General features: G+C 71.3%; 1 protein-coding gene (running past one end of the window). It reads right to left on the reverse strand.

The genetic code is table 11. The features are described from left to right. A protein-coding gene (locus NDW01_RS11885) for a winged helix-turn-helix domain-containing protein (protein ID WP_252819829.1) crosses the window boundary here: on the reverse strand, nt 1-14,955 show its final stretch. Its footprint extends 21,276 nt past the window's final position; the window shows 14,955 of its 36,231 coding nt (coding positions 21,277-36,231); its start codon lies beyond the right edge, outside the window; it ends in the stop codon at nt 1-3.

Below are 14,955 nucleotides of genomic sequence, written 5' to 3' on the forward strand. Positions count from 1 at the left end.
TCAGGTCGGGCGGTGCTGGCGTTCGTACGCGCGCAGACGGGCGATGACCTCGTCGGCGATCCGGATCAAGTGGTCGAGGTCGCGGCGGGGGGCGCGCACCGAGCCCGCGTTCCGCTCGTCGACGAGAGCGGTTCGGATCAAGGTGACCGCGAGCCGTACGGTGCGGGCGCCCGCGGCGTTGCCGTACTGGAGGAGGTAGTGCAGCGCCATGACCGCGTCGGCCTGCGGGTTGCTGGTCACGTTGTCGCGGAAGATCGGAGCACGGACGACATCGGGTGCCCGCCGCGCGACCGAGTCGAGGAAGTCGCGAACGGCGGTGATCAGATCCCCGCCGGAGGGAGCGTAAGCGCTGATCACCCGCACCGCCTCGGCCAGGCCCTCGTCGAAGGCCCGGCCCTCGGCGGTCTGGCGGTTGGCCCGCACCCGCTCCGCCCACGCGTAGTAGCGCCGTGCCATAACGGCGAACGTGCGGGCGATGCGCCTGTCCTCCTCGAGGCTCTGCCCGGGCGGACCGACATCGCGCATCTCCATCACGGCCAGGTCGATCGCGAGGGCGCCGTCGTTGTCGTCCGTATCCTCGAGGTCCGTGCGGATGTTCAACGCGTCGTACTGCTCGACGAAGTCGAGGTCTTCGCTCAGCGGCAGCAGCATGTTGTCGGCGTAGTCGCCGAGGGTGATCGTCTCGTGGTTCATCTTGTAGGCGAACAGGGGGAGCGGCTGCTGCTTCTTCTTTCGCGTGCGCTGCTCGTAGCGGCGGATGGCCGGGCCGAGCCGTTCCCGGAGGTCCGTCTCCAGCTTGTTCCGCAGCCGGTCACGGCCGTTCTCGAGGAACTCCCGGACGTCGCCCGGGAGGGTTTCACGGATGCCGGCGAAGGAGGTGCGCAACGGCCCGTGCACGTGGTTCTTCGGTAGGGCGAGCTCGCGTACGAACGAATCGGCCGCGGCGAAGGTGTGGGTGTTCAGCAGCGTCGCCGCCATCCGCACCTCGGCGACACCCGGCACGTACTCCATCGCCGGAACGGCGAACCGGCCCACGCGCGGCCCCAGCCGTCTGCTGAGGTAATCCCGGGTCACGTCCGCACCGAACCGTGACCCGGCGCGGAACGCCTGCCGCAGGTCATTCTTGGTGATGAACGCCTGGGCCTCGGCCAGGAAGGCGGGGATGAACGCGACCGGTATTCCCTCGGTGAGGTGCATGCGGGCCGTGCTCACGGACCCGGGTGGCCGCAGGATGGTCACGTCGTCCGCCCGGGGCCCGTACTCGTAGTCGGGGTCGTCGCCGAACAGCTCCCTCAGGGTGCTGCCGCGCGCATCCTTCCCGCTCGCGCCGTCCCGGAGGCGCTTCGCGTTGTTCAGCCGCCGCCTCACGTCGCTAAGGCCGTCGTCCACGACCCCGGGGTCGTAACGGTTCTCCTCGCCGAACGGCAGCACCCGCTCGACGAGGGTGACCGCCTCGGTGATCGTGACCGACTTGTCCTTGACCCGTCCCCGCTTCGACGCCCGCGCCGACTGCCGCGAAGCGAAGTAGCGCCCACCGGCCATGACGATATGGCCCGTGTCGGTCTCGACCTTGACGCCGGTCCTGCGGTTGAAGACGAGGACCTCCCTCTCGCTCTTGAACGGATCACCCTCGTGAACGTGGACGATGAAGGGCCACTCATGCTCGGTGCCCTGTCCGCCCCCGAGCATCCGGGGTACCACATCCAAGGCGATCTGATATGCGAGGTCGGTGGCCAGTCCCCGGGGATCGGCGGGTCCGCCCTGCGGGATCTCGCGCAGCGCCTGTTCGACCTCTCCGCGGCCGACCCGGCCGTAGAGTTCTGTGACGCCGAAACTGGTCAGCCGGGAGTTGACCTCGCTTACGAGGTAGTCCGACACGTGGGTGCGTGCCCGTACGCCCTGGCCCGGCGGTTCCGGCCGGACGCCGAGCTGCTCGTGGAGGTCCCGGATCAGGCCTTCGAGGTCGGCCGTCGCGCGCCGCATGGCGTCGAGCCGGGCCGGCGCGCGACGATCTGCCGGCACGTCGGCGAGGCCGCCCGCCATGTGGGCGCTCCAGAAGCGGTCGGTCATCGCGCGCGTCTGCGCGTCGATCGCGGCCCTGGCGTCCGGATCGAGGCGCTCCCGCAGGGTGCGGTAGTCGGCCTCCGCGTGCTGGAGGCGTCGCTCCAGGAACCCGGCCAGCAGTGTGTACAGGCGGACGGACCGATCGGCGGTCGTCGGCTCACCCGGTCGAGGGGCCTCGGGCGTCGGGACGGCCCATTCGGCGATCAGCCGGTCGAAGAAGGCTGCGCGCTGCGGCGCCTTCGCCCGCAAGGTGTCGGGCTCCAGGAAATAGTATTTCGCCGTTTCGGACAGATCTTCGCTGGCGTTGGTCGCGCCATAGCGGGTGATGGGCCGTTCACCGGCGAAATCAGGCCAACCGTCCTCGGTCCAGCTGCCCACCATCCTGGCGAACTCCGGCAACCGATCTTTCAGCTCTCCGGCGATGCGCTTGGCGGCCCGCCACGCGCGCTCATCGGGCTCGCGCTCGAACAACTCCGGATCACGCTGCCTCAATGCCGCAATGGCCGCGGCATGTTTCGGCGCTTCGGCGGCGAGCGTGTCCGGCACCAGGAACGACGCCCTGATCGAGGTCTCGAGGTCCTCCGCCACGGTCTTGGCCCCGTTGTAGGGCGGTTCGACGCCGTCGCGCAGCTTCGGCCGTCCATCCGGCCCCCAGCTTCCGAACGCCTCGGTGAATTCGGGCAGGGCGTATTTGAGGAGCCCGTGCGCCAGTTCGTGGGTGATGGTGCCCTCGATCTCCCTGCGACCGCCGCCGAGGTCCTTCTTGAAGAGAACGGGGGCGTAAAGGCTCACCGTCTTGTGAGAGTCGATGTACTGCCCGGCCATTCCCATGTCGATCTCGCGATCGGTGATGCCGAAGGCCACGGCACCGATGTGGGTGACCTCCTGGGCGATCGCGGCACGGCTCGACCGTTCTCGCCGCTTGCCGAGAATCGGCGCGTAGTGCTTGAGGGCGGCATGGAGGGCACTCATCTCGTCCGGTGTCCACCGGCGTTCCCGGACCTTCGCGAGCACCTCCGCACGGGCTCGGGGGTTGCTCTCTTTGACCGCGGTCACCGCGGTACCGGAGTCCATCTCGATTCCGAACTCCTCGGCGATCGCCGACGGCTCGCCGCCCGGTCGGGCGGCCTGCTCGGCCGCCGCCTCGCTCGTGCCCTGCTTCCCGGCGTGGCCGACGGTCGGCTCATGTCTCTTCATGCCATACGTGCCGTCGGTCCGCGCCAAGGTCAGGGCGTCCACGAGGTTGCGCGTCTCCGGCCGGGAGTCCAGCGGCACCGCGCGGCCGGTCGGACCCGTGACGATCACCCGAACGTCGCCCTCCGGCACCGGCGTGCGCACACCGATGACACGGACCCGTTCCCCTGCCCTCGCCTGCGTCTCCAGCCAGAACAGGGACCCGCCCTCATTGCGCAACGCGAACGCACGGCCCGGCCCGTCCGGTGCTGAGACGAGGATGAACGCCATGGCGCCGTCTCCCAGTGACTCCACCACGGGCACGAGGTCCTCCGGCCGTGCGCCCAGCGGACGCCAGTCACCGCCCAGCGCCGCCGCCAAACGCGCCTCCGGCCGCACCGAACCGACCGTCGCGGCATCCCCGGCCACCACCGGCCGGCCGTACAGTCCCTGCCAGACCGACGCCAGCCGCGGCACGCAGTCCCGGGCCGACCCGTCCCATTCCGGCAGCATCGCGGTGAGCCGACGCTCCAGCCTCTCGGCCGGGGAGTCCGCCCGACGCGGGGCGCCCGGTGATCGGCCGGGGCTGGACGATGGCCCGTCCAGGGCGGCCCGGGGGGCGGTCGTGCCGCTTGTCGTGCGCGCCGGGTCGTCACCGGTCTGAACGGCCCGCGCTGGCCGCCGTACGCCGCCGTCGCCCGCGTTCTCCTGGAACGGGTCGGCGTCGAGATTCGCGACCGGCGTGCGGGCCGCGGCCTCCGTGGCAGCGGCGTTCCGCGCCGGCGGTGGTACGGCGCCGATGCCGCCGCCGGTGGGCGGCGCGGGCCGTACCGGGGGTCGCGGCGCTGGAGACGCGGGCGGGGTCGCCGGCGATCCGCCGTCCGCGATCGGCTCGGTGCCGGCCCAGACGCCGGTGTACGGGCCCGGCGCCAGCAGCCGCACCAGCACGACCGGCCGGCCGGCCGGCGATCCGAACTCGACGGTGCTGCCGTCGGGTCGCAGGACGGCGATGCGCAGCCCCAGGATGGCGGCGGCCGCGGCCAGGAACGCCTCGTCCGCGTCGGCCCGGCCATGCGGCGAGGTCAGCGCGACGATGAGGGCACGCCCCTGGTAGTTCGTGGCACCGTCGGGCATGCGCACGGCGGGCCAGAACCGCTGCGCGCCGCTGTCCAGGTCGGCGATGAGCGTGTCCGCCAAGTAACGCCGCAGCTCCACCGGGGACGCCGGCCGTCCGCCGGCGGCCACGGCCGCCTCGGCGGGCGCCACCGCGTGCAGGGCGTGCACGACATCGTCGCCGGCCGCGAGGACCTGCACCGGGCGTAGCCCCATCCGCTCGAGCGCCGCCGCCTGCGGCCGCGTGAGCCCGTTGCCGTCGACGCCGCCGGTATCCGCTGCGGCCCCCGAGCCGCCCGACCTCCCGGCCGACGACTCGACCGGCGCCTCGGCTCCGGCCGAGTCACCGGCCGGCGTGCCGCCGAAGGCGGCCGCCTGCTCGTACGGCCACTCGACCTCGAAGTCGCCCAGCCCCTCCGGCAGCTCCGGCAGAACCGGGGGACCTGACGTCGAGCCGGTCGCCGCCCCGTCCGGCCGGCTCTCCGGCTTGACGGGCTCGGCCTGCTTGACGGGCTCGGCCGAGTCGTCGGGCGAGGTGGTCGCCGGCGCGCTCTGCGGGTACCGGCTGATCGTTCCGTCGGCGTCGCGGGTGAGCAGTTCGACCGGTACGCCGGTCTGGGCGGTAAGCCGCTTCGCCGCCGCGGCGGCCGACGTCAGGTGGTCGGCGTGGGTCCACAGCCGCAGAGGCCGGCCGCGGAGCGCCGCCATGCCGCCCGCCCGGTCGATGACCTCGGCGGTGGCCTCGGGAGGCAGGGTGCCGCTCTCGGCCCACGACGCCGGTAGCTCGGCGTCGTCCAGGGGCGGCCGTTCCAGGTCCAGGCCGAGGTCGTTGATCAGCCGCCGGACCACCGTGGCCGGGACCATGCCGACGAAGCCGTCGGGGACGTCCAGGACGACGTGGTGCCTATGCGGGCCGCTGACGTGGAACCGGGCGTCGAAGACGTAGTAGTCGTAGTCGCCGTCGCGCTGCCGGTTGGACTCGACGTAGTCGCCGGCCGAGTTCTTGTGCAGACGAGCGGTCCGGTTGTCCCTGCCGGAGGACCACCCGCCGTCGATCAGGGGCTGGTCCGCACCCTCCTCAACCGGCTGGGCGAACTTGTGGCCGAGGTCGAACTCGCCATCGAAGGTCCATCCCCGTTCGGTCTCGTGTTCCCGCGCCGGTTCCTGGGAGTGCTCGGGGAAGTTGAGAGCAGTGAAACCGCCCCGGGTCATCCAGCGTCCTCGGGTGGGCACCATCTGTACGGTGAGGTGGTCGCCGCCGACCAAGGGGATGCGGTACGTGCCGCGCAGCAGCTTGTCGATGTTGGCGGTGGCGTCGCGGTCGGCGAGGGCGATGTCAGCGGTCAGGCCGTCCTGCTGCGTCGGGTCGAACCTTCCGGCCGTCGGTGCGTCACCGCGCGCCACCGCCGTATCGTCGATCCGGCGCCGGGGCATCGCGGCGGCCGGTGCCCAATCCGCCAGGTGCTCGATCCCGGGCATCGTCATGGCGTGCACGTGCTCGGCGAGCGCGGTGGCCAGTGCCGTGGGAGCCGGCGGCGGTGTGCGCGTCACCGTCGGCGACACCTCGACCGGCGCCGCCGCCACAGCCGATGCCTCACCGGCCGCCATCGAGCCCGGTCTCGGACCGGCGGCGGTCAGGTGAGTGGGCACGAGGACCTTGGCCCGGCCGCGTACCTCCGCGGTGGCGGCCGCCGGAGTGGAGGCGGGGAACAGGCGCCGCCACACCCGGTGGGCCTCGCCTCCGGAGAGGACGTCCACGAGCGCGGGCACGAGCCCCGCCACCTGCGCGGTCCGCCGGGCGAACTCGCTCGGCGAGTACCGGTGGAACACCTCGACGCGGAACCGGACGCCGTGCCGGAACTCCTGCGAGGTGTCCTTGGCCGTGGCGCGTCGGACATCGCGCGCGGTCGATCCGAGGCCGGCCTTCAGCCCGTGTCTGCGCTCGTACTTCGCGCTCCCACCGCCGGCCGGCCGCAGACCGAACGGCGCGGTCGCCCACCGGCCGTGGAGGAAGCCTCCGGCGTGCCAGGCATGATCGCTGCTCCGGTCCTCGCCGGTCTGGACGAACGCCTGTCCGCCGGTCGTCACCTTCACGTCGGGCCTTGGCCGCCGGTAGGTGACCGAGTCATCGATGGCGGTCACGCGGATTCCGGTGTGCAGCGTGCCGTCCTTGCGGGCGGGCATCTTCAGGTAGTCCCAGACACGGCCCTCCCCCCACGTCTCGGCGGGGGTGGTGAGGATGCGGTGGATTCCGCGTCGGCGTGCGGTGCCGTTGCTGTACTCGTCGCGGATCGCCTCCTCGTCATAGGCCGTCTCGATCGCAGCGAGCACGTCCGGATCCACGTTGCCGCCGAGCAGGGCCTCGATCGTGTCGACGACGCCGGCCGCGTCGACGTCCTCGACGTGCGCGGCGGCCACGGCCAGGTCGTCGTGGAGGTAGTGACGTTCGCCCTTCGCGGACGGCAGATCCGCGCGGGGCGGCACGGGCAGGCCGTGGTCGGCGGCGAGGACGTACGGGACGAGGAGCTCGACGCCCCGGGCGATCTTGATGTGCCGTTCGACGCGGTAGGAGACCCGCTTCCCCGCCTTCCCGAGAGCGGCGCGAGCGCGCTTCTCCGCCCCCTGAGCGATGGCGCGACGGAACCTGCCCGTCCCCTTCACGTTGCGCCAGCGCCGGTACTCGATGGTGTAGACGGCATCGGCGCTGACCCGTTCGCTGTCGCCCGAGTAAGTGCCCAGGTTCAGGGCCAGCGCACCGCCCATGTCGCTCACGCTGCGGCCACGCGCCACCTCACCGCCGCCGATGACGCCGCCTGAGATCTGGCTGGCCGCCTTCTGACTCTGCTGGGCTTCGGCTTCGCCTTCCCCACGGGGAACCAACTGGAACACGGCAGCCGGGCCAGTGGAGGCGCCGAGAGCGTGATCGGCGGCGTTCTCTTCACCGAATCGCAGATCGGCCTCGGTGTACTGCTCCAGGGTGGCGCCCTTGACCGTCTGCTCATAGCGGACGTTGAAGGTCCGCTTCCGGATCCTGATCTCCTGCCGCCAGCCATCGGCGGTCGGGGGCAGCGGAATCCGCAGACCACGGCCGCTCTCCAGGCGCCGGGCATTGGACTCCAGGAACGTGTGCGTCCCGGTGCGCGCAATGCCCTCCGCGGTGCCGTACCGGCGGCCGGCCGGCACGAGCGCGGCCAGCACCTGCTTGAACGCGTCGGCCTGCGGCGTGGCCCTGGGCACCCTGTTGTGCGCGGCCACCAGCTCGGCCATGTGCGCAGAGATCTCGCCGACGCCGATCAGATCGACGTGGATGCCGGTCAGGCCCTCCTTGGTGAGGTCGAACTCCTCGCCCTGGTCCTCCCCGAGCGGGGCGGCCAGCCGCCGGAAGCCCTCCTCGTCCATCGGCCCGGTCTTCACCGTGACCTCGCCGTAGGTCAGGATCTCGTCGGCGGGGAGCGGCTCGGCGGGCAGGTAGGCGTCGGAGACGGTGACGGCGGTCCAGTACTCGTCGCCGGACTGCTCCCATACCCGGGCCGCGACCAGGTCTCCGGACTTACCGATCGTTGTGACCGCTGACCTGTACACGGTCTCGTACTCGAAGCGGGTGACGTCTCCGTTCGTCCGTTTGCGGCGGTACTCCTTGGCCCCGGTACCGGTACCGACCTTGTGGTGCCGGGCACGCTGAGCCTTCCCATCGAGCAGGTGCACGTCCAGGCTGAACAGGTACTTGAGTCTGAGCCGGCCGCTCAGCTTGAAACCTGCGCCGACGGTTCGGCCCTTCTTGTCCTCGGTGTCCCACCCCGCGACGTTCTTGCGCTGGGTGTCCAGGCTGACGTTGACCTCGGCCACCGGGTCCCGGCGCAGTGCCCGCAGTTCGGGGTAGAGCACCGCCCTGAACGTGTATCCGCCGATCGTCACCTCGTGGCTGATGCCGCCATCGATGCCGTCCTGGAACGTGCCGCGGCCGCCGGGCACTCCGAACTTCATGGCCAGCGCCCGCGCCACGTGCTGACGCATTCCGGCGGACATCGTGCCCTCGACGCCGACCGCACGCATCTGCCGGGCGAGCTCGTCGACGATCTCCTGGTAGGCCTTCTCCCGGCCCGGCATCTCCCGCACGATGCCCCCGCCCAGGCCGGCACGGGCGGCCAGCGCGAGCGGCTCGCGGGGGTGCACCACATGGTGCCAGGCCTGTAGCGGACCGTGGACCTGGCCGCGCTCGTCGAGAACGAATCGTCGTACGCCGGCCCGCTCTCCGCCCTCTTGCTCCTGCACACGCCTGCCGTCGGCGGCCAGCACCTGGATCCGCGGCTCCGCCAGCAGCGCGTCGACGGCCTCGTTCAGAGTGCGATCCTCGCCCGGCTCCTGCAGCCGTCTCCGCAGCGCATCGGTCAACTGGACCTGCGGTGTCCTCCCTGAGGCCAGGAAATCGGTGACGGCCGTCAGTCCCGCCGCGCGCAGGGGCGGCAGCAGATCCTCATGCCACCGGCGCGGCGCCTCGGCCGTCATGGGCCTGTCGGCCGCCGGATTGGGGGCGTACCAGCGCGGCTGCCGCTCGCCCTCCAGGTCGTCCATGAGCAGCGCGCCGACCACCCGGGTGTCCTCGTCCAGCACGTACCGCCACACCGGGCCGGGGCCACCGGAGTCCTCACGCGAGACCAGGATCGCGTGCTCGTCCGTCGGCAGGACCCAGCTGACGCCGGGATGCGCGTACAGCGCCTGCCAGCCGCCCTGCGCGTCGAGCCAGTGGGGGACGTACGCGTCGTGCAGCGCGGGCGGAAGAACGATCTCGATCGGCCCTCGGTCGGCCAGCGCGATGAGGTCGCCGGTGTCCCGTACGCCGCCATCGAGGAAGGGCTCGGGCGGGCGTCCATCCGTGAACCGCGCCCTCAGCCGCCGCGCGAAGTCGGCCCAGAACGGCTCCGAACGCGTCGCCACGGGCTCCGGCGCGGTGGACGTCCCGGCGGCGGCCGCCGTCGGCTCCTGAGGTTCCGGACCGGCAGGCGCCTCCGGCCGGGCCGCCGCCGCATCACCGTTCGTCTCGCCCGGGACCGGCGCACTCTCCCCGATCACCTCCGGCCCCGCCGGCAGCCCCTTCTCGGACGCCGTGGACCCGGTCGGCGCTTCGGAATCCTCCGGCGCTCCTGGCACCTTCGGTTCCGCGGGGATGAGCCCTGAGCCGGTGAGCGCTCCACCGAGAGCGCTGCGCTCGAACTCCTTGGCATGCGCGAGGCCGATCCCCAGCTCGCCGGTGACCGGAAGGGTGAATCGGACGTCGCCGTGGTCGGACTTGACCGAGACCGTCATCACGAACTCGGTCTGGTAGCGGACCAGACGGTCCTTGCGCATCGTGGCGTTCTTGAGCTGGCCTCCGGAGGTCAGGGAGCGCCCGTACTCGCGCGAGGACCCCAGCTTCGGCAGATCGACACTGGGCGTGGCCAGATGGGAGCCGAGCTCGACCCCGAAGGCGACGCCCGGGGTGCCGCTCGCCCCGGTGCTGTGCTTCTGGCCGTCGCCGATCCGCACCGTGTCCGCGATGTCGTTACGGAGCAGGACCTCCTCGTCGGTGGTCGCCACGTACCGCACGGTGCGCGGCTGCCCGCCGAACTCCAGATGCCCCTCGAACGTAGAGAAGGCGGACACCTTCTTGTCGATCAGGCCCGTGACCCAGCTGTCGGTCAGCCACCACTGGCTGCGGTCCTTGAACGTCTTCTCGTTGACGTACTCCTCGGCGATCTCCTGCACGATCTCATCGACGCCCTTCGCCGGGAAGCCGAGGAAATCGAGGACGCTACGCAGCCCCGCCAGCAACGATTCGGGCACGATCGCGGTGACCGCATGGTCGAGACCGTGCAGCACGGCCGGGTTCACGACCGGCACGACCGGGTGCCCGCCGTTTCCGGGCGGCGCCGCGAGGACGGCGGCCTCGGCGGCGGACGAGTAGACCTTGGGGAACGCCAGCCGCGCCTCCCCGGGGAGAAGGAGTTCCGGCCGCTCGACGCGGTTCACGGTGGCCCGCACCCGGATCCGCGCCGCGTGACCGTGCGCGGCGTTGGCGATGACCCGGTTCCCGGACTGGATCTCCATCAGGACGGTCTGCCAGGAGCCGTAGCCGCGCTCCGCCCCCACCTTGAAGACCGGCGACACGTGCGACAGAACCGCCTGCCCCGCCACCCCGAGGAACAGGAGCGGCTCGACCGACACGTTCTTCCCGCTTCGGCGTGCGCGCGAGACCTGCTCGGCGTACGTGGTGTCGCCGTACTTGCTGAAGTACGTCTGGTGGCCCGGATCGGCCCCGGTGTCCTCCGGCGGCGCGAACTCCGTCTGCTCCACCGAGAAGGACAGCCTGACCCGTGTGCTCCCCTCGACGATCAACTTGCCGTGGAGCAGCAGCCGCTCCCACTTGGCCGGGTCCTTCTCGGCCAGCAACGCGAGAATCTTCTTTCGGACCGCACGCGCCGCGGACGATGACAGGCCGGCGGTGACGGCGTCGATCCAGCGGGCGACCGACGCGTCGAGCTTGCCGCCTGGCAGCGACCCGTCCACCACGTCGGCGACCGACGACACGGAACCGTCACCGAGCCCGCCATTCGCCACGTACCACGGCACGAGCGGTTCCGGTGCGCGGGTGGACGGACCCGGGACCTCCTCCGGCTCCTCGGGTATCGGTGACAACGGCCGTCGGACGGTCGGCTGCGTCATGGCCGTCGGGGCCGTCGGGGCCGTCAGGGCCGTCAGGGCCGACTTCCCGGCCTGGATCGTCGTCGACGCCTCCGCCGACGACGCCATCTCCCACCGGCGATCGGACAGCTCAACCGCTTCAGTGCCGGGACGAGACCTGAACAGCTCCGAAGCCCGGCGGAGGAGGCCACGGGTCCACGGCCTGTCCCCACCAGACGTCGCCGGAGCAGGCGAAGTACTCCGCGCCTGAGGGATCCGCCAATGTGTCAAGGCGCGGATGCCCGGCACGTGGAACCAGCGATCCGCCCCGAAGGGGTGCGCTCCCCCGCGGATACCCACCACCGCACCGAACGGGCCGGAGTTCGCGCTCTGGGGACCGAGCCCCACTTCGCCACCCGCCGGAGCGGGCCCGTCGACCGACATCGCGTCCCCGGCCGGTTCGTCACCAGAGACCTCGGCCTCCGCGTGCGGAGATGTGAGCCTGAGCTCGACGATCGGCTCACCCGTCACCGGGTGAGTGCCCGCCCGGACATCGGTGACGTCGAACTCATCGTTGTCCAGCACGTAGTAGAGGTCCCGCTGACCCGTCCCCACACCGAACGCACCGGCGGCGTGCACGGTTTCGTTCACCCGGGCCAAGACCAGCCGGCCGGGCTCCTGCGGGTTCTGCCGCGCGAGGGCCTCCAAGGCCGCCTCCGGCGAGCCCCACACCTTCCAGATCGCGGGCACGGGCACCCGCAGGCCCGGCTGCGGTTCGTGCGTCCACCGCCACGCCGCCCAGACCGGCCGCCGCTCCTGCGGAAGACGCACCACGGCCCGCCGAGCCGTCTCCCGGACCAGGTCGGCCAGCTCGTTGGTCCCCTTCTTGGGCAGGCCGCCGAATCGCAACAGCGCGACGGCGTCCCGCGGCTCCAGACCGGCCTCGCGGGCCGCGGCCTCGACGCCCGGGCTGATGCTCCTGGGGATCAATCGGTCGTAGACCTGCAGATGGGGCGGTGTCAGCGCCTGCACCGTACGTGGGTCGTTCAGCGCCGTCCGGAGGGCGAGCTCCCGGTCGAGCCACTCGTAGAACTCCCCGGCCTCGCCGTCCAGCACCCGGCGCACCGTCTCGCCGCCGTACCCCGCGCGCCACCAGGCCAGGACGATCTCGAACAACGACTCCCCGTCGGGTACGCGCCAGGCGATCACCGCCGCGAGGATCCCCTTGCCGTCATCGGATTTCGGCGCGAGGGCGCGGTAGGCGGAGAACATCGGGTTCATCCCGGTCGGCAGGGAGGCCGGGTCATAACCGCGCTGTTCCATCCGCGCCCGCCAGCCCCTGTCACGCGTCCGTCGCCGCATGATCTCCCTGTCCTGGGCGGGCAGCTGTCCGATCACCTCGCTGGCGAATGCGCGCAGCTTGTCGGCCACCCTCGCCCCCGGGCCGGGGATGCGTGGCAGCAGGTCGAGGGCCTCCTCCGCCGTCCGGAGCGTCTGCGGCCGCCGCCCCAGGACCGTGGCCACGGTCCGCTCATAGTCACGCCGCGCGGCGGGCCAGAGCGCGTTGCGATAGATCGCACCCATGCGCACGGGCTCGCCGGATTCCCGCGCGGACGGATCCTCCAGCTCCCAGTGAGCGATGGTTCGGCGCGTCGATCGGTCGAAGCCCCAACGGGTCTCGACGAGTCTGACGGACCCGGCGTCCAGGGTGTAGCCCAGCTCGCCGTCGTCGGACACCTCGCCGAGCGGGCCCGCGAGCCGCACGTTGCCCACGAAGTGCCGCAACTCGACCCAGCCGGGCTCGGCACCCCGCGTGACAGAGGCCAATGCCTTCTCGGCCGAGCCGAAGACCTTCCAGATCCGAACCCGCTGCCAGTCCGACCGGCTCCGTTCACGGTCAGGGAAGGTCGCCGGATCGCCCGATCGCCAGGTCGCGGCCCACACCTCGTGTCGGCCCTGCTCCAGCTTCAGGGCCGCCTGCCGGGCGATGTCCGCCCGGAGCACGTCGATCGGGTCGCCGGTCTCCTGATCCGTCAGCTCCCCGATGTCCTGCAAGGCCGCGGCCTCCACCGCTGTCAGGCCCATCTCGCCGGCTGCCTCCGCGACATCCGAGGAGACATAGGGGCCGAAAAGCTCTTCGTAGAGACCGAGATGCGGCAGGGTGAGCGCCGTCTCCGGGTAGGTCTGCTCGAGCCACTCGTGCAGGTCTGCGGCCTCGCCGCGCAGAGCGGAGCGCACCGCCTCCGAGGTGTACCCGGCCCGCCGCCACGCCAGCACGATGTCGAACAACGGGTCGCCCTGAGGCACCCGCCAGGCGATCGTCGCCGCGAGGATGCCCCTGCCGTCATCGGTGTCCGGGGCCAGATCGCGGTAGGCGGAGAACAACGCCTCGACGTGATCGAGCGGCTCGTCGGCGACCCGATGGCCGCGCTCTCCCATCCGCTGGATCCAGACCGCGCTGCGCGATCCGATCAGGCTCCTGAAGCCGTCGAGGGGATACCGCTCCCGGACTCCGGCGTCGAAGGCGTGCATGGCGTCGCTCAGATTCGGCGAGGGCTCCAGGCCCAGCAGGTCCACGGCGGCATTCGCGGCGTCCAGCGCGTACGGAGCCAGCGACGCGGCGACGTTCGTCTCGAACCGATCCCGCGCGGCGGGCCAGCTCTCGTCGGCGTACAGGGGACCGAGACGTACGGGCGGGCTGAACGGGATCGGTTCCCCGATCACCTTCATCTCCTGCAGCCGGTCCCGCTCCGCCGCGATCTGCGCGAGATCCTCGTCGGAGGGCTCATACAGCCGCTCGGCCTGGGAATGGAGCTCCTCCATCATGGCCGCGAGGGTCGCGTGGTATTCCTGCCGCTCCTCCGCTGTCGGCGTCCCCCCGTTTCCGAGGTAGGGGATCCTCAGCTCGACCTTCGGCATGCCGTCATCGCCACCGAGGAGCCTTTCACGGGCGGACGGGCGGGATGCCCTGCTCAGATCGGGAAGGGCGTCCTCGACGAGCCCGTTGAGCAGGTAGTTGCGAAGGAGCAGATCATTCCCGACGGGCAGCCGGTCACCCAGCTCGAAGACCTGACGTCTCCGCTCGCTGAAGCTCCCGAACACGAGCGCCCGCCTGGTCTCGATCCAGAACTCCTCGCGGAACTCCTCCAAGAAGTCTCGTGCCCGTCCCGTAAGGCTCCACAGGCCCTTGACCTCGTCGTACGACCAGGCGGCCGCGGAGTTGTCCATCCCGACCTCGGCACCGAAGTGCGCACTGTAGGACATGGCGCCGCGCAGGTAGAGCATCGCCGCGTGGAACCGGACCTCCTGCACCGCGCGATCGGGCAGGTCGAGTAGCAGGTGGAACCCGATGTCGTCGGCGACGACCTCGGTCTGTTCATGACTGAGGAAGGACGCGGCGATCCTGTCGCCGAATCGCACGGCTTCGGCGAGATGGGTTCTGAGCAGGTCTCTATAGCCTTCACCAGGCGGAAGGTGCTCGAGGAACCGCCGCAGGAACAAGTGACCCACTGCGGGCGGTACGAGGACTGTATGGTCCGGGGCGTACGTGTTCTGAGCGGTCGTTCCCGCCGACGGTGCGGGGAACAGCGGTGTGTCGTTCGGCGATCCCACCACCGGATAGTCCGGTGAAGAGGTCCTGGACGTGCTCCCCGCTTCCGGGCCGGAAGCCGCGCCGCTCGATGTGCTCAGCGGGTGGTCGCGCAGGACGGCAGTGGCGTCGACGACGTTCTCGATGATCCGCGCATAGCGCGCCGGCATCTCCTGGGAGGGGTCCCAGGCCGCCGCCGACATGATCCCGTCCGACCGGACCGTGCTCACCGCCTCGTCGGAGACGGACGAGCCGCTTCTCTTGCGGAAGACGAACCTCTCGTCCTCGTACTCGTCCGGCAGGCCGAGGTAGTGCAGCACCTCATGCAGCAGGGCGCGCAGCGAATCCCCCAGCCCCCA

The sequence above is a fragment of the Actinoallomurus soli genome, from assembly GCF_024055715.1.
Taxonomy (GTDB): Bacteria; Actinomycetota; Actinomycetes; order Streptosporangiales; family Streptosporangiaceae; genus Actinoallomurus; species Actinoallomurus soli.